Here is a 22,820-nt window from a genome sequence, read left to right as displayed (position 1 = left end):
GGCGCCCCGCGAACTCGCAGGGCGCCTGCGTTAAACTGTCCCGTCGGCATCCCGGCGTTTTCCCTTCATCCTGAGGACCCCCTTCATGGCGCATGCCCTTCGTCCTGACCTCCGCAACGTCGCGATCGTCGCGCACGTCGACCACGGCAAGACGACGCTCGTCGATGCCATGCTCCGCCAGACCGGCTCGTTCGGCGACCACGCGCACGTCGAGGAACGTGCCATGGACTCGAACGATCTCGAGCGCGAGAAGGGCATCACGATCCTCGCCAAGAACACGGCGATCACCTACAACGGCGTCCACACCGACGTGCCCGTGACGATCAACGTCATCGACACCCCGGGTCACGCCGACTTCGGCGGAGAGGTCGAGCGCGGCCTGTCGATGGTCGATGGTGTCGTGCTGCTCGTCGACGCGTCGGAGGGTCCGCTGCCGCAGACTCGCTTCGTGCTGCGCAAGGCGCTCGAGGCCAAGCTCCCCGTCATCCTGCTCGTCAACAAGACCGACCGCCCCGACGCCCGCATCGCGGAGGTCGAGGAGGAGGCCCACGACCTGCTGCTGGGTCTCGCCGGCGACCTCGTCGACGACGTGCCCGACCTCGACGTCGACGCGCTGCTCGACGTGCCCGTCGTGTACGCCTCGGGCCGCGCGGGCGCGGCGTCGCGCAACCGTCCCGACAACGGCGAGCTCCCCGACAACGAAGACCTCGAGCCGCTCTTCGAGGCGATCCTCGAGCACGTGCCGGCGCCGTCCTACGACGACGAGGCGCCGCTGCAGGCCTGGGTGACCAACCTCGACTCGAGCCCGTTCCTCGGACGCCTCGCCCTGCTCCGCGTCTTCAACGGCACCCTCAAGAAGGGCCAGACCGTCGCGTGGGTCCGCCACGACGGTTCTCACTCGAACGCGCGTATCACCGAGCTCCTCAAGACGAAGGCCCTGGATCGTTTCCCGGCCGAGTCCGCCGGCCCGGGCGACATCGTCGCGATCGCGGGTATCGAGGACATCACGATCGGTGAGACCATCGCCGATCCCGAGGACGTCCGGCCGCTCCCGGCGATCACCGTCGACGACCCGGCCATCTCGATGACGATCGGCACGAACACCTCGCCGCTGATGGGCAAGGTCAAGGGTCACAAGCTCACCGCGCGCATGGTCAAGGATCGGCTCGACCGCGAGCTCATCGGCAACGTCTCGCTCAAGGTCGTCGACATCGGACGCCCCGACGCATGGGAGGTGCAGGGTCGAGGCGAGCTCGCGCTGGCGATCCTCGTCGAGAACATGCGCCGCGAAGGCTTCGAACTGACCGTCGGCAAGCCGCAGGTCGTAACGCGCCGCGACGAGAACGGCAAGCTCACCGAGCCGTTCGAGCACCTGACCATCGACGCCCCCGAGGAGCACCTCGGCGCGATCACGCAGCTGATGGCAGCTCGCAAGGGTCGGATGGACACGATGACGAACCACGGCACCGGCTGGGTCCGCATGGAGTTCGTCGTTCCGTCGCGTGGTCTGATCGGGTTCCGCAGCGAGTTCCTCACGATCACGCGCGGCACCGGTATCGCGAATGCGATCTCGCACGGCTATGACGAGTGGGCGGGCGCGATCTCGACCCGTCAGAACGGCTCGATCGTCGCCGACCGCTCCGGCGTCGTCACTCCCTTCGCGATGATCGCCCTCCAGGAGCGCATGAGCTTCTTCGTCCAGCCCACCGAAGAGGTCTACGAGGGCATGGTCATCGGCGAGAATTCGCGCGCCGACGACATGGACGTCAACATCACGAAGGAGAAGAAGCTCACGAACATGCGTTCGTCGACCTCGGACTCCTTCGAGTCGATGACGCCCCCGCGCGTGCTGACTCTGGAGGAGTCGCTCGAGTTCGCGCGCGACGACGAATGCGTCGAGGTCACCCCCGAGAAGGTGCGCATCCGCAAGGTCGTGCTGGATGCGACCGAGCGCGGCCGCGCCGCGTCGCGCGCGAAGCGCCAGGACGCCAACGCCTGATCCGGCTCCCCGACGCCTGCCCACGACCCCGGAGCGCCGATCCTCGGCCTCCGGGGTCGTGACATTCGCGGTGCGTCGGGCGGTCAGCGGCGGAGGATGCGCGACATCTGCTTGCCGCGGGCGACTTCGTCGACGAGCTTGTCGAGATATCGGATGCGCTGCATCAGGGGATCGTCGATCTCCTCGACGCGAATGCCGCAGATGACACCGGTGATCTTCGTGGCCTCGGGATTCACCCGGGCATCGGCGAAGAAGTCCTCGAACGTCGTCCCGGCGGCGAGATGGGCATCGAGCTCCGTCTGGCTGAAACCGGTGAGCCATCGGGTGACCTCATCGACGTCGGCGCGCGTCCGGCCTTTCCGCTCCGCCTTGGCCACATAGTGGACGTAGACCGAGGCGACGCTCATCGTGAACACGCGACTCATGCCGTCAGCGTATCCGGCGTCGCGAGCACGGGTCGATAGCATCGGAGCGATGGAGCAGGATGCCGCGACGCGGCGCGCGTGGCGCGATGGGATCGGCGTATCCGTCGCGACGAGCGCCTACGGCGTATCGTTCGGCGCGCTCGGGGTCGCCGCGGGGCTCGATGTCTGGCAGACCTGCGTGCTCAGTCTCCTGATGTTCACGGGCGGCTCGCAGTTCGCCTTCGTCGGTGTCGTCGCGACGGGTGGCTGGGCGGCGCTGCCCGCGGCCATCGCCTCCGCAGCGCTCCTGGGCGTTCGCAATGTGGCATACGGTCTTCGCATGGCGCCGGTGGTCGGCGGGAGCATCGCGCGGCGGCTGAGCGCCTTCCCGTTCACGATCGACGAGTCGACGGCAGTCGCCCTCGCGCAGTCGGGCCCCCGCGCACGCCGCATCGGCTTCTGGGTGACCGGAGTGGGCATCTATATCGGATGGAACCTCTTCACACTCCTCGGTGCGCTGCTCGGTGACGTCCTCGGCGACCCCCGGGCTTATGGACTCGACGCGGCCGCCGCGGCAGCCTTCCTCGCGCTGCTGTGGCCGCGGCTCCGCCGGCTGGACGCGGTCGTCGTCGGAGTGGCCGCCGGAGTCGTCGCCGGTGTCGCGACGCCCCTCACGATGCCCGGGATCCCCGTCCTCATCGCCGGCGTCGTGGCCATCGTGGTCGCCGCGGCCATGCCGGGCCGGCGTTCGTCGCGGGGCGATGACGCGAAGACGACGGGGGAGGCCCGATGAGCCCGTGGACCGGCATCCTCGTCGCCTCGATCATCTGCGTGGCGCTGAAGGCCCTGGGGTACCTCCTTCCGCCGCGATGGTTCGACGGGGAACGCGCGCAGCGCATCATCGACCAGCTGACGATCGCTTTGCTCTCCGCGCTGGTCGTCGTGCAGACGCTCGGCGCGGGCGCCGCGATCGTGGTGGACGCGCGCCTGCCTGCCGTGGCGATGGCCGCCGTCCTGCTCGCCGCGCGCGCCCCATTCCTCGTGGTCGTGGCGGGGGCGGCGCTGATGGCGGCGGTGCTTCGGGCGGGCGGATGGGCCGCTTAGACTGGCTCGGTGAATCAGACCTGGACCCGCTTCGCCGGGTGGCTCGTCGCCGCGATCGCGGGAGCCGTCTACGGTGTCGCGGGGACGATCACCCAGGCGTACTCCTGGGGTGTGCTGCCGGTGGGGCTCATCGTCGCTGTCGCCGGCGTGACCGCCCTCGTCGCGGGGCTGCGGCTGCTCACCGACGACCGGTGGACGGCGCTGGCCTGCGGGCTGGGCGCTCTCGTCTCGACCGTCGTCTTCTCCGGACGCGGGCCCGGCGGCTCGGTCGTCGTGCCTGCCCCGCCGGACGGGCAGCTGAGCACCGGGCTGATCTGGACGTTCGCTGTGCCGGTCATGGTGGCCGTCGTAGTCGGTTGGCCCTCGTTCGCGGGAGCACGCCGGGCGGCCGCGTCCGATCGCACGAACTAGACTCGTCATGTGACTTATGTGATCGCCCTCCCGTGCGTGGACGTGAAGGACCGCGCCTGCATCGACGAATGCCCCGTGGACTGCATCTACGAGGGTGAGCGCTCGCTCTACATCCACCCGGATGAATGCGTCGACTGCGGCGCATGCGAGCCGGTGTGCCCGGTCGAGGCGATCTACTACGAAGACGACCTGCCGGACGAGTGGCAGGACTACTACACCGCGAACGTCGAGTTCTTCGACGACCTGGGATCTCCCGGAGGTGCCGCGAAGGTCGGCGTCATCGCGAAGGACCACCCCCTCGTGGCCGCGCTGCCGCCGCAGGGGGAGGGGCATTGAGCGTCCGCGACCTCGCCGACTACCCCTGGGACGCCGTAGCGCCCTACGCCGAGAAGGCCCGCCGCCACCCGGGCGGCATCGTCGACCTGTCCATCGGGTCGCCGGTCGACCCGACGCCTGAGGTCGTCGCCCGCGCCCTGCGCGAAGCGACCGACGCGCATGCGTACCCGCAGACCGTCGGCACCCCAGCGCTTCGGGAGGCCATCGTGCGGTGGTACGAGCGTCGCCGCGGTGTCACCGGTCTGGCCCCCGACAGCGTGCTGCCGACGATCGGGTCGAAGGAGCTCGTCGCGCTCCTCCCGCTGCTGCTCGGCCTCGGTGCCGGCGATGTCGTCGTGCATCCCCGCGCCGCCTACCCGACGTACGAGGTCGGCGCCCGCCTGGTCGGTGCGACGCCGGCAGCCGCAGACGACCCGGCCGACTACCCGGAGGGCACCCGACTCGTCTGGGTCAACTCGCCCGGAAACCCCGACGGACGCGTGCTGGACGTCGCGGAGCTGCGGCGGATCGTCGCCCGCGCACGCGAGCTCGGCGCCGTCGTCGTCTCGGACGAATGCTACGCCGAGCTCGGCTGGGACGGGCCCTGGGCGAGCGAGACGGTGCCGAGCGTGCTCGACCCGCGGGTGAGCGAAGGCGACGTCAGCGGTCTGCTGTCGGTGTACTCGCTCAGCAAGCAGTCGAACCTCGCGGGTTATCGGGCGGCGTTCCTGGCAGGCGACCCGACCATCGTGGCCCGGCTTCTCACCGCGCGGAAGCACCTGGGACTGATGCAGCCCCTGCCCGTGCAGCAGGCGATGGTCGCAGCCCTGGGCGACGACGATCACGTCGCCCGACAGAAGGACCTGTACCGCCGCCGTCGCGATGTGCTCCGACCGGCGCTCGAGCGCGCGGGCTTCCGTATCGATCACAGCGAAGCGGGACTCTATCTGTGGGCGACGGCGCAAGAGGACGCGTGGGAGACGCTCGGCCGGCTCGCCGAACTCGGCATCCTCGCGGGCCCCGGCCACTTCTACGGAACGCAATTCCCGCAGCACGTTCGCTTCTCGCTGACCGCGTCGCAGGAGCGGATCGACGCCGCTGCCGCACGCCTGACGGGTTCGTAGGTTCTCTCCTACCGATCCGCTGATCCTTTGGCGCCGTACGGAGTAGGCCCGTGCGCCCGATAGGCTGTAATGACCGCACCGGACGATCGCAAGGAGGCTTCGTGAACGACACGGGCACCCCGCAGAAGGCCACCGTCACCATCGGTGACCGCACCGCCGAATTGCCGGTGCTGCACGGAACCGACGGAGTTCCGAGCGTCGATTTCTCGACGTTCACCAAGCAGACGGGCCACACGAGCCTCGACTACGGCTTCGTCAACACCGCGGCCACGCGGTCCGCCATCACCTACATCGACGGTGACCAGGGCATCCTGCGTTACCGCGGCTACCCGATCGAGCAGATCGCCAAGCACTCGACGTACCTCGAAGTGGCCTGGCTCCTGCTCTACGGCGACCTGCCCACGGCTGACGAGCTGGCGGACTTCGACGACCGCATCCGTCGTCACACACTGCTGCACGAAGACCTCAAGCGCTTCTTCTCGTCCCTGCCGCACACCGCGCACCCGATGTCGGTGCTGTCCGCCGCCACAGCGGCCCTGTCGACGTATTACGAGGACCAGTCCGACCCGAACAACCCCGAGCACGTCGAGCTCAACACGATCCGGCTCCTCGCGAAGCTGCCCGTGATCGCCGCGTACGCGCACAAGAAGAGCGTCGGGCAGGCCTTCCTCTACCCCGACAACTCGCTGAGCTTCGTCGACAACTTCCTGCGCCTGAACTTCGGCGTCCTCGCCGAGAACTACGAGGTCAACCCGGTCGTCTCGCGCGCGCTCGAGCGTCTGCTCATCCTGCACGAGGACCACGAGCAGAATGCCTCGACCTCGACCGTGCGCCTGGTCGGGTCGACCGGTGCGAATCAGTTCTCCTCGATCTCGGCCGGTATCAACGCGCTCTACGGACCGTTGCACGGCGGCGCGAACGAGGCCGTCCTCGACATGCTGGCCCGCATCCGGGACTCCGGCGAGAGCGTCGAGCGCTTCGTCGCCCGCGTGAAGAACAAGGAAGACGGCGTGAAGCTCATGGGCTTCGGGCACCGGGTCTACAAGAACTACGACCCGCGCGCGAAGCTCGTCAAGGAGTCCGCGGACGAGGTCCTCAACGAGCTCGGCGTCGTCGACCCGTTGCTGGATCTTGCGAAGGAGCTCGAGGAGATCGCCCTGAGTGACGACTACTTCCGCGAGCGTCGCCTGTACCCGAACGTCGACTTCTACACGGGCGTCATCTACAAGGCGATGGGCTTCCCCACGCGCATGTTCACGCCGCTGTTCGCGATCGGTCGGCTGCCCGGCTGGCTCGCGCACTGGCGCGAGATGCAGAACGACCCGCAGACGAAGATCGGGCGTCCGCAGCAGCTGTACATCGGCTCGGCGGAGCGGGACTACCCCACCTCCTGAACAGGGCTCGACGATCACGAGAGGCCGGCACATCACAGCGATGTGCCGGCCTCTGCCATGCGGTCGCGGATCGCGCCACATTACCTCGACGTCCGCGGGGTGCCGCTGGACCGGGGCACCCCGTGTGTCACTTGTCGATCAGTGTCGCCGCGTAGTCGGGGACGTATCCGTCGAGCTGCTGCGGCGGGCGGTCGTAACCACCGGATGGCGGGCGCGGTGGGATCTCGATCTCGGGCCGCTCGACCACTTCGTAGGGGATCTGTCCGAGCAGATGGTGGATCATGTTGATCCGGCCTCGGCGCTTGTCCTCGTTGTCGACCTCGTGCCAGCGTGCCTCCGGGATGTCGGTGTGCACGAACATCGTGTCCTTCGCGCGCGAGTAGTCCTCCCACTTGGTGATCGAGAGCACGTCGTTGGGGGAGAGCTTCCACCGCCGCATCGGATCCTCGTTGCGCGACCGGAACCTCTTCTCCTGCTCGACATCCGAGACACTGAACCAGTACTTCAGCAGCAGGATGCCGTCCTCGACGAGCATCCGCTCGAAGATCGGCGCCTGGTGCAGGAACCGGTGGTACTCCTCGTTGGTGCAGTAGCCCATGACCCGCTCGACGCCGGCGCGGTTGTACCAGGACCGGTCCATGAGGACGATCTCGCCGGCGGCCGGCAGATGCGCGACGTATCGCCGGAAGTACCACTGCGAGCGTTCGCGCTCGGTCGGCGCGGGAAGCGCGACGATGCGCGCGACCCGAGGATTGAGATACTCGGCGACGCGCTTGATGGTGGATCCCTTGCCCGCGGCGTCGCGCCCCTCGAAGATCACCACGATGCGGGCGCCGGTGGCCTGCACCCAGGCCTGCATGTCGACGAGCTGCGCCTGCAGCCGCCGCAACTCGGCTTCGTACACCTTCTTCGGCAAGCGATCGGCCATCGAGCCACCTCCTGACGCGAGCATACGCCCCCCTCGCGCGGGTGTGCGGCCCGGTCTAGGGTGGGCCGCACGCACGAGCAGGGGAGCGAAGCATGTGGATGCAGACGACCGATCCGCTCGGCTCGCTGGCGCTGTCGGCCCTCGTCGCCGCCATTCCGATCATCGTCTTCCTCGTCGCGCTCGTCGGGCTTCGCCTCAGCGGCATCCTCGCCGGTCTCATCGCGCTCGTCGCGCAGCTGCTGGTGGCCGCACTCGGATTCGGGATGCCGCTCACGGCAGTCGGGGGTGCGGGCCTGCTGGGCCTGCTCACGGCGGTCTGGCCGATCGCCTACATCATCGTGATGGCGGTGTGGCTCTACAAGCTCGCTGTCGCGAGCGGTCGCTTCGACGTCATTCGTTCATCGATCGGGGGCATCTCGAAAGATCAGCGGATCCAGGTGCTCCTCATCAGCTTCTCCTTCGGCGCCTTTCTGGAGGGCGCCGCCGGGTTCGGCGTGCCCATCGCCATCTGCGCCGCGCTCCTGGTGCAGCTCGGGTTCCGCCCGCTGCGGGCGGCCATGATCTCGCTCGTCGCCAACGCGGCGGCGGGGGCATACGGCGCCATCGGCATCCCCGTGATCGTGGGTGCGCAGGTCAGCGGCCTCGAGGTGCAGGAGCTGTCGCGTGCAATGGTGCTGGTGCTGCAGCCCCTGACGCTGCTCATCCCGTTCTTGCTCGTGGTCATCCTGGACGGTTTCCGCGGGCTGCGTGAGACGTGGCCGGCCACGCTGCTGGTCACCATCGTCTTCAGCGGCGTGCAGGCGGGCGTGCTGTGGTTCCTCGGCCCCGAGCTCGCCGACCTCGGTGCAGGCCTGGCTGCGATGGTCGCGCTCTTCCTCCTCGGCCGGGTCTGGCAGCCTCGGCGGGTCCATCGTGAAGTCGGCGCGCCCGAGCCGGAGCCGCACAGCGCCAATGTACGTGAGGTGATCGCGGCATGGAGCCCGTTCTACATCCTCACGGCGGTCATCCTGGTCTGGAGCCTGCCGGTGTTCAAGAATCTGTTCGCCGCGGGCGGGCCCTTGGCCGCGCTGGTGTTCGCGGTTCCGATGCCCGGGCTCACCGGCAGCGTGCAGACCCCCGGCGGTGATGTCGTCACGGCGACGTGGGGCTTCACTCCCATCAACGCGACGGGCACGGCGATCCTGCTGGCGGTGATCGTGTCGTTCTGGACGACGCCGCGCCTGCGCGCGGCCGACCTGGTGTGGACACTGGTGGAGACGGTGCGCGGCCTCTGGCGCGCGTTGCTGCTCATCGCGATCATTCTCGTCCTGGCCAACGTCGCGAACTACTCGGGCGGCTCGGCCTCGATGGGCACGGCTCTGGCGGCGGTCGGGCCGCTCTTCCCGTTGCTCGCACCGATCATCGGCTGGATCGGCGTCTTCCTGACGGGGTCGGTCGTCAACAACAACACGCTGTTCGCGCCCCTCCAGGTCGCCACCGCCGAGCAGATCTCCGTCGACCCCGGGTTGCTCGTCGCTGCGAACACGGCAGGCGGCACAGCCGCCAAGGTCATCTCGCCTCAGTCGATCGCGATCGCGGCCGGCGCGGTCGGACTCGCCGGACGCGAGTCGGAGATCCTCCGGGCGTCGCTCTGGTACAGCCTCGGCATGCTCGCCGTGGTGTGCCTGTGGGGCGGTCTGCTCTCGGCGCTCCTGCTCTGAGCGCCGCCCGGATCACGCGACGCGATCAGGCGTGCAGAGCCTCGTTGAGCGTGACTCCGACCCCCGCGCGGCGAACAGCCTCGATCGCGCCGGTCAGCGAATTCCGGCGGAACAGGATGCCGTCGCGCCCGGACAGCTCTGCGCCCTTGACGCTCGGACGCGCACCCGAGGCCGTGGCGGGCTCGTCGGCGAGGACGATCTTCGACCCTGCCGTGACGTAGAGCCCGGCCTCGACCACGCAGTCGTTGCCGAGCGAGATGCCGATGCCGGCGTTGGCGCCGAGCAGCGTGCGACGGCCGATCGACACCCGGTGGCTGCCGCCGCCGGACAGCGTGCCCATGATCGAGGCGCCGCCCCCGATGTCGCTCCCGTCACCGACCACGACGCCCTGCGAGATGCGACCCTCCACCATGGAGGCGCCGAGCGTGCCGGCGTTGAAGTTCACGAAGCCCTCGTGCATCACGGTGGTGCCCGGTGCGAGGTGCGCGCCCAGGCGGACGCGGGAGGCGTCGGCGATGCGCACTCCGGGGGGAGTGACGTAGTCGAGCAGACGGGGGAACTTGTCGAGGCTGTGCACCTGGATGCCGTCGCGCTGGAGCAACGGCCGACGGCGCGTCGCGTCATCCGGGTGCATCGGGCCCGCGGTCGTCCAGGCGACGATCGGGAGGTGCCCGAAGATCCCGTCGAGATTGACGGTGTTCGGTGCGGCGAGGCGGTGTGAGAGCACGTGCAGGCGGAGGTACGCATCCGGGGTCGACGCCGGCGCGGCATCGAGGTCGATCGAGATGGTGACGGCCTCGACCGTCACGCCCCGGCGCTCGTCGTCCGCTGCGAGCGGCGCCCAGGTCACCATCGCGGCGGCGGACTCGGCGGCCGCCGGTGTCCCGAGCGCGGGCTCCGGGAACCAGGTGTCGAGTGTCGTGCCATCGCTGCTCGAGGTCGCGAGTCCCACGCCCCATGCCCACCGTTCGCTCATGGCTCCAGGTTATCGGTGCGGTCGCCGCCGATAGAATCGCCGCATGCCCGAGCTCGATCTGACCGTGTCCAGCGCCGATCTGACTCGGGCGGTGTGCGACATCCCCAGCGTGTCGGACGACGAGACGGCCCTCGCCGACGCCATCTTCGCCGCCGTATCGCCGTTGGCGCACCTCGAGGTCATCCGCGACGGCGACACGATCGTCGCGCGCACGCAGCTCGGTCGCGCGCAGCGCGTCGTCATCGCCGGTCACATCGACACCGTTCCCATCAACGCGAACCTGCCCGTTCGAGAGATGGTCGAGGACGGCCAGGAGTTCCTGTGGGGGAGAGGGACCGTCGACATGAAGGCGGGCGTCGCGGTGCAGCTGAAGCTCGCGGCGGAGCTCGTCGACCCACGCGTCGACATCACGTGGATGTGGTACGACCACGAGGAGGTCGCCGCCGAGCTCAACGGTCTGACGCGGCTCGCGGCGAACCGTCCCGACCTGTTCGCGGGCGACTTCGCGATCCTCGGCGAGCCCTCCAACGGTCAGGTCGAGGGCGGCTGCAACGGCAATCTGCGCGCGATCGTGCGGACGCACGGGGTGCGTTCCCACAGCGCCCGCGCGTGGATCGGCGACAACGCCATCCACCACGCGGCCCCGATCCTCCAGCGACTGTCGGAGCACACGCCCGCCGACGTCGAGGTGGAAGGACTCGTCTATCGCGAGGGGCTCAACGCCGTCCGTATCTCGGGCGGGATCGCCGGGAACGTCATCCCCGACCTCTGCGAGGTCGAGGTCAACTACCGCTTCGCGCCGAGCCGTTCGCCCGAAGAGGCCGTCGCGATCGTCCGCGAGTTCTTCGACGGCTTCGAGGTGGAGGTGGTCGACCTCGCCGGAGGTGCACGACCGGGCCTGGATGCGCCGCTCGCCCAGGAGTTCGTCGCCGCGGTGGGAGCCGAGCCTCGCCCCAAGTACGGCTGGACGGATGTCGCCCGGTTCTCGGCGTTGGGAGTGCCCGCCGTCAACTACGGCCCGGGCGACCCCTCGCTCGCGCACCACGACCAGGAGCGAGTGCCGGTCGAGCAGATCGACGCCGTCGAGCGCGGCCTGCGCACCTGGCTCTCGAACCGGTGACCCGGCGCGCATGAGGTCGCTGCGTCGCGCCGCGATCGCGCTGCCGCCCGCGGTTGCGATCGCGCTGATGTACCTGCTCTCGCGCGCTGTCACGACGGGCTTCCTGCTCGGAGCGGCCGAGCTGAGCGGACCCCGGTCCCGCTTCGGCGCCGACGCGACTCTGGGCACTCTGACGATGGGGTGGGACGCGCAGTGGTACTGGCTCATCGCGTTCAGCGGATATCCCGCCGAGCTGCCGCTCGACGCGGCGGGCCACGTCGCCCAGAACGCGTGGGCGTTCATGCCGGTCTACCCCGTCATCACCGGCGCCGTGGGGTGGGTCGTCGGCGGATTCCCGGTCGCTGCGCCCCTGGTGTCGGCAACGGCCGGCTATCTCGCGTGTCTCGTCCTCTTCGCTCTGCTGGGCCGCCGCATCGGCCGCGCGGCAGCGATGTGGGCGGTCGCCTTCTTCAGCTTCGCGGGCCCGATGGCCGCCCTGTTCCAGCTCGGCTACGCAGAATCGCTTTTCCAGCTCTGGCTGCTCCTCGCGCTCCTCGCCGTGGAGCGCCGCCGGTGGTGGTGGCTGTACCTGTGGATCCCGCTCATGGCTTTCACGCGGCCCGGTGTCCTCGCCTTCTCGCTGATGCTCGCGCTGTACGGGATCTGGCGGTGGTTGCGGCGTCAGCACGACGACCTGCAACCGCGGGAGATCGCCCACGTCGTCGCGAGCGGGCTGCTCGCGGCCGCCTGCGGATTCGCTTGGCCCGTCATCACCGGCATCGTGACGGGTGATCCCGGGGCCTACCTGCAGACGGAACTCGCGTGGCGACGATCCTGGATCGGGGATCACGGGGGGTTCGTGCCCTTCGACGGCACAATGCAGGCCGCCGTGCTGTGGTCTGGAATCTGGGGAATTCCGGCGTGGGTGTGTCTCGCGGGGCTTGCGGCGATCGTGGTTCTCGCCACGCTCCTGCTCGTCGCTGATCGCCGCGTGCGTCGCCTCGGTGTTCCGATACGTCTGTGGTCGGCCGCGTACGTCCTCTACCTGCTGGCGGTCTTCTTCCCCCAGTCGAGCACGTTCCGACTGCTCGTCCCGCTGTCACCGCTCTGGGGCGCCGTCGCGCTGCCCCGCGCGCTCTGGTGGCGCATCAGCGTGCTGGTGCTCGGTATAGCCGCGCAGTGGTGGTGGATCCACACGATGTATGCGCTCGGAAGCTCCTTCGCTCAGATTCCCTGAGGGACGTGTCCGCGCTGTGCCTGCGCTGCACGATAAACTCTTCAGGTAGTCCTCATGACGAAAGGGAGCCGCGATGGCAGCCATGAAGCCGCGAACCGGAGACGGACCGATGGAGGCCGTGAAGGAGGGGCGCCTGATCATCGTGCGTGTCCCCCTCGAAGGCGGAGGGCGTCTGGTCGTCTCGGTCAATGATGAAGAGGCCAAGGAACTCCACAGCGTGCTGAGCGGAGTCGTCGGCGCAGCCTGACGATGCTGCACGGAAACGGCCGGTCCCTCTGGGGCCGGCCGTTTCGTCTCTGCAGCTGAGCCGCCGTCAGGCGGTGGCTGCCGTCGTGAGTTGCAACAGTCCCTCTCCGACGATCGACAGCGCGCCGAGCACCGCCGGCGACGACTGCGTCTCGTGGATGAGCGAGCGGTAGGCGCGGGTGATGTCGTCGCGGCGGACGGGGTCGGCGACGGCCCCACCTGCCAGCACACGGGGCACGAGGACCATCCCGCCCGGGCGTACGAGCCGAAGCCCGTGCTCGACGTACTCGATGACACCGTCGGGGTCGGCGTCCACCAGCACGATGTCGTACGAGGCCTCGTTCATGCGGGGGAGCACATCAGCCGCGCGGCCGGTGATGAAGCGGGCACGAGCGGGAGGGATCCTCGCTTCGGTGAAGGACTGCCGGGCGACGGCCAGATGCTCGGGCTCGATGTCGATCGTGGTCAGCGTGGCGCGTGGCGCCCCATGGAGCAGCCAGAGCGCGGAGACGCCGCCGCCGGTACCGATCTCGACGATGTTGAGTGCGCCCGTCGCGGCGGCGAGCACAGCGCATTGCGCACCCACCGGCGCACTGATCGGCGCGGCTCCGATCTCGAGGGCGTGTGCACGCGCGCGAGAGATGTGCTCCGGTTCCACCGTCGCCTCCATCGCGAACCTGCGGATCGCTTCCTGATCACCCATGCATTCCTCCTTGTTCCAGCGTAGGCGCGCGGGTGGCTCCGGCCGCTGAGGCGCACGGGTAATCTGGGGTCATGTTCTTCGGCCTAGACGGGGACAAGCTCATCCTCATCGGGGTCGCCGCTGTCCTGCTCCTCGGACCCGAGCGCCTTCCGCAGCTCGCCGAGATGCTCGCGCGTTTCACGGTCCGGGCACGTGATTGGGTCAACGGCGCGAAGGACCGCGTCAAGGACGAGATGGGAGAGGACTTCTCCGACGTCGAATGGCGCAAGCTCGACCCTCGGCAGTACGACCCGCGTCGCATCATCCGCGACGCTCTCCTCGAGGACGCCCCCGTACCGACGGTGCGCGCGGCCGCCGCGGGTGCGGCGATCAGCACGGCGACCGCCGTCGGGATGGATGCTGCGGGCGAGGCGGCGAAGCGATTCGAGCGCGGTGCCGACGTTCCGTTCGACGACGAAGCGACCTGATCAGCCCACACGCAGAGGCAGCGGGCGGCCGCGGAGATCGCGTCCGGTGCCTGCGATGGTGTCGGCGATGCGCGCGATCGCCTCGGCGGCGTCGTCGTCGGGATGCGCGACGACGACCGGGACTCCGCTGTCGGCGTCGCTGCGCAGAGCCGGGCTGAGTGGCACGGAGCCGAGCATCGGCACCGGCTGGTCGGTCGACAGGGCCTCGGCGACCCGCATCCCGCCGCCGCTGCCGAAGAGGTCGAGCGATGTCCCGTCGGGAAGCGTCATCGCCGACATGTTCTCGATGACCCCGATCACGCGCTGGCCGGTCTGCCGGGCGACGAGGCCGCTGCGCACCGCGATGTCGGCGGCGGCCGTCTGCGGAGTCGTGACGACCACGACGTCGGCGTGCGGGAGCAGCTGACCCACGCTGATGGCCACGTCGCCGGTGCCGGGGGGCATGTCGATCAGGAGGACGTCGATGTCGCCGAAGAACACGTCGGTCAGGAACTGCGAGACCGTGCGATGCAGCATCGGCCCACGCCAGGCGACTGCGCCGGGGCTCCTCTGATCGCGCGGCAGGAACATGCCGATCGAGATCGTCCGCACCTCGTGCGCGATGGGCGGGATCATGAGCCCGTCGATACGCGTCGGCTGCGGTGGCAGGCCGTCGGCATCGACGAGACCGAGCAGCGCGGGAATCGAGAAACCGTGCACATCGGCGTCGATCAGCCCGACGGCGAGGCCGCGCTGCGCGAGGGCGACAGCGAGGTTCGCGGTGAGGGTCGACTTGCCGACGCCCCCCTTGCCGCTCGTGATCGCGATGACGCGTGTGAGCGAGTCCGGACCGAACGGGTTCTCGCGTGCGGCCTTCCCACCGCGCAGCCGCTCGGTGAGTGCGGCGCGCTCCGCCGGGGTCATCACCCCGACCTCGACCGAGACCGTCTCGATGCCCGGGGCGGACAGCGCGGCATCCCGGACGTCGCGCTCGATCCGATCGGCTGCAGGGCAGCCGACGATGGTCAGCGCGATGCCGACACGAGCGTGGGCGCCATCCACGGCGATGTCGCGCACCATGTCGAGCTCGCCCAGGGGCTTGCGCAACTCGGGATCGCGCACCGCCGCGACGGCCGCGCGGACGGCGTCCGTGCTCATCGCGTGTCCGGGCGCTCGTCGGAGTCGAGGCGGTCGAGCGCGGTACGCAGCTCGGCGCGCAGCGTCTCTTTGGTGACGAGTCCGTCGGTCAGGTCGGAGATCGCCATGCGCAGGGCGACGACCTCGCGTGCCAGGTACTCCGTGTCGGCCAGGTTCCGCTCGGCACGCTGACGGTCCTGCTCGATCTGCACGCGGTCGCGGTCGTCCTGCCGGTTCTGCGCCAGCAGGATCAGGGGCGCGGCGTACGACGCCTGCAGCGAGAGCATGAGCGTCAACGCCGTGAAGCCGTTGGCCGCGGAGTCGAACCGGAGCTCGACGGGCATGAGCGTGTTCCAGGCGAGCCACGCCGCACAGAACAGCGAGAGCGCGACGAGGAAGCCGGGCGTGCCCATCGCCCGGGCGATCCACTCGGTGAACCGACCGAACCGGTCGCGGGACGGCTGCGACGTCCGCTGACCGAGCACACCGCTGACACCGCTGCGCCGTCCACGGGGCGCCTCGAGCGAGGGGGTCTTCGACGAGCGGGCCATCAGCGGCGCCCCCGCATCGCAGCGGCATCCTGGGGCTCGACGTCTTGCGACCGCCAGTCGTCCGGAAGCAGATGATCGAGCACATCGTCGACGCTCACGACGCCGACGAGCCGGCGGGCCTGGTCGACGACGGGAACCGAGACCAGGTTGTAGCTGGCCAGCATGCGTGCGACCTCGGCCGCGGACGATGACGCCGCGACCGGGTCGACGGTGTCGTCGATGATCGCGCCGAGTCGCTCGTGAGGCGGGTAGCGCAGCATCCGCTGGAAGTGCACGGTGCCCAGAAGTCGCCCCGTCGGCGTCTCGTACGGGGGGAGCGTCACGAAGACGGATGCGGCGAGGGCCGGATGCAGCTCGTGTCGGCGGATGAGCGCGAGCGCCTCAGCCACCGTCGCCTCCGCCGACAGCACGATCGGGTCGCTCGTCATGAGGCCGCCCGCGGTGTCGGGACCGTACTCGAGGAGGGCGCGGACGTCCTCGGCCTCCTCCGGCTCCATGAGGTCGAGCAGCTGCTCGATGCGGCCTTCGGGGAGCTGACCGAGCAGGTCCGCCGCGTCGTCGGGCTCCATGGCGTCGAGGATGTCGGCGGCGCGCTCGTCGCCGAGCCGCTCGAGGATGTGGACCTGCTCATCCTCGGGCATCTCCTCGAGCGCGTCGGCGAGGCGCTCGTCGGGGAGTTCCTCGGCCACTTCAAGCAGGCGCTCCTCCGGAAGGTCGAGCAGCGTGTTGGCGAGGTCTGCGGGCTTGAGCTCCGAATAGGTCGCGACCAGCTGCTCGGCGGACTGGGCGGCGCCCGAGGACTGGTCCTCGCGCACGTCTTTCCAGGCCGCGAAGGTCGTCGGCCCCTTGGCGAACGGCGACGCACTCGTCTTGGGACGGCGGAGGAAGAGCTGGCCGATGTCCCATTCGCCGAGCCGGTTGCGCTCGATCGCGACATCCTCGATCACCGCGCCGCCCGACCCGTCGCGCAGGTAGACCTTCCGACCCAGGAGCTCGGCCATGACCCGCACCTCACCGCCGCGTTGCTGGAAGCGCCGCACGTTGATGAGACCGGTGGTGATCACCTGGCCGGTCGCGATCGAGGTGACACGGCCGATGGAGAGGAAGACGTTGCGTCTGCCCGGGATCTCGACGACGAGGCCGATGACTCGCGGAGGGTCCGATTTACGGAAGATCACGACCACGTCGCGGACCTTGCCGAGACGGTCGCCTGCGGGATCGAACACGACGCACCCGACCAGGCGCGCGACGAAAACCCTCTGCGTACTCACCGCTCCAGCGTAGTCGGCGACCGCGAAGGTGGCCGTGACACAATGACGGAATGAGCATGATGGGCGGGACGCCCGCGGTCACGGGTGAGAAGGTCGCCGAGTACGCAACGTACGAGGCCGCGCAGAAGGCGGTGTCGACTCTCATCTCGGCCGACATCCCGGCCCGTGAGATCGCCATCGTCGGCTACGGACTGCGGTCGGTCGAGACGGTCACCGGCCGGCTCGGATATGCGACGGCGGCGCGGACGGGGGCGATCAACGGCATCCTCCTGGGGCTGATCTTCTCGCTGATCTTCGTCTTCGGCACTCCTGACGCCGCCATTCAGCTCTTCCTCGGTGTGATGCTGGTCGGCGTCGCGATCGGCATGATGATGAGCCTCGTCATGTTCGCTCTCGTGCGCCGTCGTCGTGACTTCGCATCGGTGACGCAGGTCGTCGCCGACCACTACGAGGTGACCGTGCAGGCGAGCAGCATCCATCGCGCCCGTGGCGCGCTGAACGTCGCGCCGGCCCGGCCCGCGGCGCCGGCCACGCCGGTGCCGGACGGGCCGCCCCGGTACGGCGAGCGCATCGACCCCGTGCCCGCTCCGTCGGGCGATCGGCCCGCCCCCGGTCCGGCGGCACCCGCGGGCAACCCGGTCGCGCCGCCGTCGGGATCGCCCGACCCCGGCCCCGCCGACGCCCCGCTGCCGCCGGCCGTGGGCCCGGTGCCCGGCGGCGAGGCTCCCGGCCCGCAGACTCCGGGTACGCTCGAGCCCCCGGCGACGGATCCGCAGCGATGATCGACGCGGTGCCGGTCGACATCGCGGCCGGGACCGTCGACCTGCCGCTGACGTACGACCGCGCTGAGCGTGCGGACGTCGTGATGATCCTCGCTCATGGCGCGGGCGCCGGACCCGAGCATCCGTTCCTCGGCGGTTTCGCGCATGCCGGCGCGGCGGCCGGGATCGATGTCGTGCGCTTTCCGTTCCCCTATGTGGTGGCGGGCCGCCGACTGCCCGGCGCCGCCGGTGACGCCATCGCGTCGTGGGCGGCGGTCTTCCGCGCCATCGCCGACGCGCATGCCGGGGTGCCCATCGTCGCGGCGGGGAAGTCGTACGGCGGCCGGATGGCATCGATGGCGGCCGCTTCCGGAGCGATCGACCCGGAACTGCTCGTCTACCTCGGGTACCCGCTGCATGCGCCCGGTCGGCCCGATCGCCCGCGTGCGGCTCATCTGCCGGAGGTCACGTCGCCTCAGCTGTTCGTGTCCGGGACCCGCGATCCGTTCGTCGACCCGGTGACCGACCTCGAGAGCGTCGTCGCCGGATGCGCCGACGCGGAGTTGCTCTGGGTCGAGGGCGGCCGCCACTCCTTCGAGGTCGCGGGACGCAAACGGGATGCCGAAGAGGTCGGCGGCGCCGTGGCCGAGCTGGTCGCGCCGTGGTGCCACCGCCGGTTGTCGCAATGAGGGCGGGCGCTCCGCTTCAGCGACCGGCCGCGTAGCCTTGCATCCCGCGCGGGTTCGACGCCGCCCAGAGCAGTCCCCGCGAGCGGTCGATGCCGACGGCCGAGAGACGTCCGAGGCTCCACGGCCCGACCACGGTGACGTCGTGCCCCCGCGCGCGCAGGCCCGAGGCGACCTCGTCGCCGAGCCGGTCTTCCATCACCACTCCTGCGGGTGTCCAGGTGCGCGGCCAGAACGAGTCGATCATCGCGGTCGTGTGAAGCGTCGGCGCATCGATCGCCGATTGCGCGTCCCAGCCCCCGACCAGCATGCGCAGCAGCATCGGCAGCTGCCACTGGTCCTGCTGGTCGCCTCCGGGCGTCCCCATCGCGATGTCGGCCCGGTCGCCGGTCATGACGAGGGTCGGGGAGAGGGTCGTGCGCGGGCGGGCGCCCGGGCGGAGTGCGGCGGGCGACGTCTCGTCGAGCCAGGTCATCTGCAGGCGGGTGCCCAGCGCGAAACCGAGTTCCGGGATCGCGGGGGACGACTGCAGCCAGCCGCCGGACGGCGTCACCGAGATGATGTTGCCCCACTCGTCGACGACGTCGATGTGACAGGTGTCGCCGCGCGTCTCGCCCGCTCGCCCGACCGTCGGTTCGCCCGTGCCGGCGACGCTCGTCCCGTCGGGACGCACGAGCGGGGGACGATGCGGTGCGCGCCCCGCCACGGTACCCGGGCGCCATTCGTGCGAGGCATCCGGGAGCAGCTGCGCACGACGCGCGGCGAGGAAGGCGGGGTCGAGGAGCTCGCTGACCACGCTGTCGTGGCCGAAGTGCGCGTCGCGGTCCGCGAGGGCCAGCTTGAAGGCCTCGACGATCGTGTGCGCGCCCTCCGCAGTCGCGGGGTCGAGGCGCTCATCGGGCAGCGGATCGAGCAGGGCGAGCGCCTCGAGCAGTGCGGGACCCTGCGTCCACGCGCCGGCCTTGACCACGGTCCGTCCGCGGAAGGTCGTCGTGAGAGGCTCCTCGTACCCCGCGGAGAAGTCGGCGAAATCGGCCTCCGTGATCACCCCGGCGTGGTGGCCTCCGGTCGAGTGTCGATGGGGTCGGGCCGCGAACGCGGCCGTCGCGTGCGCGACCGTGCCCGTCCGCCACTCGGTGCGAGCAGCCTCGATGCGCGCGGCCCGGTCTGCGGCGTCTCGTCCCGCCGCCACGAGACCCTCGAACACCGCGGCGAGCGCGGGGTTCCGGAACACATCGCCGGCCCGCGGCACGGTGCCTCCGGGCAGCCACAGATCGGCCGAGGACGGCCATTCGTCGCGGAAGAGCTGCGCGACGCGCGCGATGGCCGCTGACGCGGACGCGAGCAGAGGGTGCCCGTCGCGGGCGTAGCCGATCGCGAAAGCGAGGACGTCGGCGAGCTCCCACGTGCCGTAGTCGCGCAGCAGGACGAGCCAGGCGTCGACTGCTCCCGGCACCGCGGCCGCGAGGGCGCCGGCGCCCGGCACGGTCTCGAGCCCCTCCGCGCGATAGTGCTCGATCGTCGCACCGCGAGGCGCCGGCCCCTGGCCCATGAGCACGCGGGGCCGCGCATCGTCGGCCGCGTGGAAGAGGCCGACGAGATCGCCCCCGGGCCCGTTGAGGTGAGGCTCGACGACCTGCAGGACGAAGCCGCCCGCCGCGGCGGCGTCGAAGGCGTTGCCCCCGCGTTCGAGCACAGCCTGGGCCGTGGCCGTGGCGAGCCAGTGGGTCGCCGCCGCCATCCCGAATGTGCCCGTCAGCAGCGGGCGCGTCGTCTGAGCGGGCGGCGGCGAGAACCGATCGGTCACGAGGTCGCGCGTGCGATCCAGGCTTCGAGCTCGTCAGCTGTGCGCGGGATGTCCGCAGAGAGGTTGACGGGTCCGCTCTCGGTCATGAGGATGTCGTCCTCGATCCGGACCCCGATACCGCGGTACTCCTCGGGCACGGTGAGATCGTCGATCTGGAAGTACAGACCGGGCTCGATCGTGAACACCATGCCGGGCTCGAGGATGCCGTCGTAGTACATCTCGCGGCGCGCCTGCGCGCAGTCGTGCACGTCGATCCCGAGGTGGTGGCTCGTGCCGTGGACCATATAGCGCCGGTGCTGGCCGCCCCGATCGGCGTCGAGCGCCTCGTCCGCCGTGACGGGGAGCAGACCCCACTCCGCGACGCGGGCAGCGATGACCGTCATGGCGGCCTCGTGGACCGAGCGGAACGTCACACCGGGCCGGGCAGCGGCGAACGCGGTGTCGGCCGCCTCGCGAACGGTCTCGTAGATGCGGCGCTGGATCTCGGTGAAGCGTCCCGACACGGGCAGCGTGCGCGTGATGTCGGCGGTATAGAGGCTGTCGACCTCGACGCCGGCATCGACGAGGATGAGGTCGCCGGGCACCACGGGCCCGTCGTTGCGCGTCCAGTGCAGGTAGCAGGCGTGAGGTCCGGAGGCGGCGATCGTGTCGTAGCCCTCGCCGTTGCCGTCCGTGCGCGCGCGCAGGTGGAACACGCCCTCGACGACTCGCTCGCCCCGGGGGGTGGCGATGATGCGGGGGAGGTCGGCCACGATGTCGTCGAAACCACGTGCGGTCGCCGCGACAGCGAGACGCATCTGCTCGATCTCGTACTCGTCCTTCGTCAGCCGCAGCTCGGACACGGCCCGCGTCAGGTCGGGATCTGCTTCGAGGACCAGGTCATCGGCGCGTAGCTCGACATCCGCGAGATGCGCGGTCGCAACACCGAGATCGGCGGCGACGTCGGCGAGCGCCGGGCGCGGTCCGATCCAGAACTCGCCGACCGAGGCGTCGGCGTAGAACTCGGCCGTGGTGCGATCGGCTCGGTCGCGGAGGTACAGGGTGACATCGTGTCCCTCGGCGGTGGGCTCGAAGACGAGCACCGAGTCGGGTACGGCGTCGCTGCCCCAGCCCGTCAGATGCGAGAACGCGGAGTGTGCGCGGAAGGGGTAGTCGGTATCGTTCGAGCGCTGCTTGAGAGAGCCCGCGGGGATGACGAGGCGCCGACCGCGGAACTCGCGTGAGAGCCGTTCGCGGCGAGCGGCGGCGAAGCGCGCCGCGTCGCGGGGCGGCGTCGTCGTCTCGGGCCGCGATCCCCAGCCCTCGGAGATCGTGTCGAGGAAGCCCTGCGGGAACGGCTGACGCCGGTTGGTGTTCTCGGCGGGCGCTTGGGTCTCGGCGGTCGCGGTTCCGGTCGTGTCGGTTGCGGTCGGCTCGGTCTCGCTCGTGGTCATGCCTCCAGTCTCGCACCCGGAGGCGGCCGCCGCGACGGTTCAGCGCCGCGTGTACTGCACGACGAGCGGGCGATGGTCGCTGCCGGAATGATCGAGCGACGAGATGACGACCGAGCCTTCGGGCTTCCAGGACGCGGTTGCCATGACGTGGTCGATCGGCGCTCCGAGCGGAGCCGGAAGGTCGGTCGGCCAGGTCCCGATACCGCCGTTGCCGGTGGACCGGGCGGCGTCGTGGCATCGACCCAGATCGGCGTCGTCGACTCCGAGACGCGCCATGTGGTCGAGCGTCGCGTTGAAGTCGCCGGCCATGATGACATCGTCCGTGGCGCACTGGTCGGCCAGCCACTGGAGGTCGCTGCGCCAGCTCGCCATCTCCTCCGGCCGCGGGGCGACCGCGTGCACCGCCACCACCACGGGGCCGTCGCCGTCGACGGGCATGGCGACGGCGCTCGGGACGATGGTGGTGTTGGACGTACCGGCTGCCTCGGACTCGATGACCGCGTAGTCGCCGAGCTCGGGTGAGATCAGCAGGGCCGTCGAGTTCGCGTCCCAGCTGTCCGGCCCCTCGTAGCTGTCGACGTGCGCCCACATCGGGCGCCCGCGCTCGCGCATCGCCACCGCGACCGCGCGTCCGGTGTCCATCGTCGTCTCGGGCAGCGCCACGATGTCGGCCTGCATCGCCACGGCGGTCTCGGCGATGGTCTGCGCATCGGTCGCGGGACCGGCGGTGTTCCAGGTCATGACGCGGATGCTGTCCTCCGTCTTCGGCGGCAGCGTCTCCGCGCCGAGCCCCCTCACCGCCAGGATTCCCGCGCCGCCGATGGCGACGACCACGGAGACGAGCACGACCCACAGGCAGAAGGCACGGATGCGGCGGCCGAGCGAGAGGACGAGGAAGATCAGGGCGATCGCACCGAAGGCGCCGATCAGGAACGGACGCAGCGCGACCGCCTGCGCGAACGGGAACTCGCGTTCGAGGCGGAGAAGCTCCGGCCAGGTGGCCACGATGGCCCCCGCTGCGAACAGGGCCACCACGAGGGCTCCGAACACGCGCTTCACGCCTCGACTCTAAGAGAGCGAGCCTGGAC

At 70.1% G+C, this 22,820-nt stretch carries 24 protein-coding genes; 14 read left to right on the top strand and 10 right to left on the bottom strand.

Annotated features, from left to right (window positions below):
• Positions 1-85 precede the first annotated feature (85 nt).
• Positions 86-1,999, top strand: coding sequence for a translational GTPase TypA (gene typA, locus DO944_RS04420; RefSeq protein ID WP_023950506.1), 1,914 nt, complete (start codon positions 86-88; stop codon positions 1,997-1,999).
• 83 nt (positions 2,000-2,082) lie between these two features.
• On the opposite strand, the gene DO944_RS04415 is transcribed toward typA, so the two are convergent.
• Positions 2,083-2,424, bottom strand: a complete 342-nt coding sequence (locus DO944_RS04415; protein WP_112614944.1) for a DUF2200 domain-containing protein — start codon at positions 2,422-2,424, stop codon at positions 2,083-2,085.
• Between the two features lie 49 nt (positions 2,425-2,473).
• On the opposite strand from DO944_RS04415, the gene DO944_RS04410 reads away from it, so the two are divergent.
• From DO944_RS04410 to DO944_RS04385, 6 genes are all read left to right on the top strand, one after another.
• Positions 2,474-3,196 carry an AzlC family ABC transporter permease gene (locus DO944_RS04410; RefSeq protein WP_112614942.1) on the top strand — a complete coding sequence of 241 codons (723 nt, stop codon included), beginning with the start codon at positions 2,474-2,476 and terminating at the stop codon, positions 3,194-3,196.
• Complete coding sequence (locus tag DO944_RS04405) at positions 3,193-3,507, top strand: AzlD domain-containing protein (RefSeq protein ID WP_112614940.1); 315 nt, start codon at positions 3,193-3,195, stop codon at positions 3,505-3,507. Before DO944_RS04410 ends, DO944_RS04405 begins: the two co-directional genes overlap by 4 nt.
• Before the next feature lie 9 nt (positions 3,508-3,516).
• Positions 3,517-3,918, top strand: coding sequence for a histidinol dehydrogenase (locus DO944_RS04400; RefSeq protein WP_112614938.1), 402 nt, complete (start codon positions 3,517-3,519; stop codon positions 3,916-3,918).
• A gap of 9 nt (positions 3,919-3,927) precedes the next feature.
• Positions 3,928-4,254 carry a ferredoxin gene (gene fdxA, locus DO944_RS04395; RefSeq protein WP_023950512.1) on the top strand — a complete coding sequence of 109 codons (327 nt, stop codon included), beginning with the start codon at positions 3,928-3,930 and terminating at the stop codon, positions 4,252-4,254.
• Entirely contained in the window at positions 4,251-5,357 is a 1,107-nt protein-coding gene (gene dapC / locus DO944_RS04390) for a succinyldiaminopimelate transaminase (RefSeq protein WP_112614936.1), read from the top strand. The genes fdxA and dapC overlap by 4 nt, the downstream gene beginning before the upstream one ends.
• 101 nt (positions 5,358-5,458) lie before the next feature.
• Positions 5,459-6,751 carry a citrate synthase gene (locus DO944_RS04385; protein ID WP_094261455.1) on the top strand — a complete coding sequence of 431 codons (1,293 nt, stop codon included), beginning with the start codon at positions 5,459-5,461 and terminating at the stop codon, positions 6,749-6,751.
• A gap of 127 nt (positions 6,752-6,878) precedes the next feature.
• Here the strand turns inward: DO944_RS04385 and ppk2 are convergent, their stop codons facing one another.
• Entirely contained in the window at positions 6,879-7,679 is an 801-nt protein-coding gene (gene ppk2, locus DO944_RS04380) for a polyphosphate kinase 2 (protein ID WP_220118260.1), read from the bottom strand.
• 92 nt (positions 7,680-7,771) lie between these two features.
• Between ppk2 and DO944_RS04375 the strand changes: the two genes are divergently transcribed.
• Positions 7,772-9,379, top strand: a complete 1,608-nt coding sequence (locus tag DO944_RS04375; protein ID WP_112614934.1) for an L-lactate permease — start codon at positions 7,772-7,774, stop codon at positions 9,377-9,379.
• Positions 9,380-9,404: 25 nt separating this feature from the next.
• On the opposite strand, the gene dapD is transcribed toward DO944_RS04375, so the two are convergent.
• On the bottom strand, positions 9,405-10,355 hold the full coding sequence (gene dapD, locus DO944_RS04370; protein WP_112614932.1) for a 2,3,4,5-tetrahydropyridine-2,6-dicarboxylate N-succinyltransferase: 951 nt from the start codon (positions 10,353-10,355) through the stop codon (positions 9,405-9,407).
• Positions 10,356-10,398: 43 nt separating this feature from the next.
• Here dapD and dapE point away from each other — a divergent pair, with 43 nt between their 5' ends.
• The 3 genes from dapE (at position 10,399) to DO944_RS04355 (ending at position 12,938) form a co-directional block, all read left to right on the top strand.
• On the top strand, positions 10,399-11,475 hold the full coding sequence (dapE, locus tag DO944_RS04365; protein ID WP_112614930.1) for a succinyl-diaminopimelate desuccinylase: 1,077 nt from the start codon (positions 10,399-10,401) through the stop codon (positions 11,473-11,475).
• 10 nt (positions 11,476-11,485) lie between these two features.
• Positions 11,486-12,691 (top strand): hypothetical protein, encoded by a 1,206-nt coding sequence (locus tag DO944_RS04360; RefSeq protein ID WP_112614928.1) that lies wholly within the window; start codon positions 11,486-11,488, stop codon positions 12,689-12,691.
• Between the two features lie 73 nt (positions 12,692-12,764).
• Entirely contained in the window at positions 12,765-12,938 is a 174-nt protein-coding gene (locus tag DO944_RS04355; protein WP_023950528.1) for a DUF3117 domain-containing protein, read from the top strand.
• 66 nt (positions 12,939-13,004) lie between these two features.
• On the opposite strand, the gene DO944_RS04350 is transcribed toward DO944_RS04355, so the two are convergent.
• Positions 13,005-13,640, bottom strand: a complete 636-nt coding sequence (locus DO944_RS04350; RefSeq protein ID WP_112614926.1) for an O-methyltransferase — start codon at positions 13,638-13,640, stop codon at positions 13,005-13,007.
• A 71-nt stretch (positions 13,641-13,711) separates the two neighbouring features.
• On the opposite strand from DO944_RS04350, the gene DO944_RS04345 reads away from it, so the two are divergent.
• Positions 13,712-14,107: a Sec-independent protein translocase TatB gene (locus tag DO944_RS04345; protein ID WP_240309858.1), complete on the top strand. Its 396-nt coding sequence runs from the start codon at positions 13,712-13,714 to the stop codon at positions 14,105-14,107.
• On the opposite strand, the gene DO944_RS04340 is transcribed toward DO944_RS04345, so the two are convergent.
• The 3 genes from DO944_RS04340 to DO944_RS04330 are packed head-to-tail and all read right to left on the bottom strand — an operon-like array spanning position 14,108 to position 17,045.
• Entirely contained in the window at positions 14,108-15,244 is a 1,137-nt protein-coding gene (locus DO944_RS04340) for an Mrp/NBP35 family ATP-binding protein (RefSeq protein ID WP_112614924.1), read from the bottom strand. It lies immediately after the preceding gene.
• Positions 15,241-15,774, bottom strand: coding sequence for a DUF1003 domain-containing protein (locus tag DO944_RS04335; RefSeq protein ID WP_112614922.1), 534 nt, complete (start codon positions 15,772-15,774; stop codon positions 15,241-15,243). The genes DO944_RS04340 and DO944_RS04335 overlap by 4 nt, the downstream gene beginning before the upstream one ends.
• The gene (locus DO944_RS04330; RefSeq protein WP_112614920.1) at positions 15,774-17,045 is read right to left on the bottom strand and encodes a magnesium transporter MgtE N-terminal domain-containing protein; all 1,272 of its coding nucleotides are present in this window, start codon (positions 17,043-17,045) and stop codon (positions 15,774-15,776) included. The genes DO944_RS04335 and DO944_RS04330 overlap by 1 nt, the downstream gene beginning before the upstream one ends.
• Before the next feature lie 50 nt (positions 17,046-17,095).
• Between DO944_RS04330 and DO944_RS04325 the strand changes: the two genes are divergently transcribed.
• Positions 17,096-17,827 (top strand): general stress protein, encoded by a 732-nt coding sequence (locus DO944_RS04325; RefSeq protein ID WP_181574134.1) that lies wholly within the window; start codon positions 17,096-17,098, stop codon positions 17,825-17,827.
• A complete protein-coding gene (locus tag DO944_RS04320; RefSeq protein ID WP_112614918.1) occupies positions 17,824-18,495 on the top strand; it encodes an alpha/beta family hydrolase in 672 nt (223 codons plus the stop codon). The genes DO944_RS04325 and DO944_RS04320 overlap by 4 nt, the downstream gene beginning before the upstream one ends.
• 16 nt (positions 18,496-18,511) lie before the next feature.
• Here the strand turns inward: DO944_RS04320 and DO944_RS04315 are convergent, their stop codons facing one another.
• The 3 genes from DO944_RS04315 to DO944_RS04305 form a co-directional block, all read right to left on the bottom strand.
• Positions 18,512-20,233, bottom strand: coding sequence for a gamma-glutamyltransferase family protein (locus DO944_RS04315; protein ID WP_112615173.1), 1,722 nt, complete (start codon positions 20,231-20,233; stop codon positions 18,512-18,514).
• A gap of 62 nt (positions 20,234-20,295) precedes the next feature.
• A complete protein-coding gene (locus DO944_RS04310; RefSeq protein ID WP_112614916.1) occupies positions 20,296-21,732 on the bottom strand; it encodes an aminopeptidase P family protein in 1,437 nt (478 codons plus the stop codon).
• 39 nt (positions 21,733-21,771) lie between these two features.
• The gene (locus tag DO944_RS04305; RefSeq protein ID WP_112614914.1) at positions 21,772-22,791 is read right to left on the bottom strand and encodes an endonuclease/exonuclease/phosphatase family protein; all 1,020 of its coding nucleotides are present in this window, start codon (positions 22,789-22,791) and stop codon (positions 21,772-21,774) included.
• Positions 22,792-22,820: the final 29 nt, after the last annotated feature.

It is taken from the genome of Microbacterium sp. SMR1, from assembly GCF_003289625.1.
In the GTDB taxonomy this organism is placed as follows: Bacteria; Actinomycetota; Actinomycetes; order Actinomycetales; family Microbacteriaceae; genus Microbacterium; species Microbacterium plantarum.
Note: the sequence above shows the minus strand (reverse complement) of the source record. Positions and strands in the feature narration are given on the sequence as shown.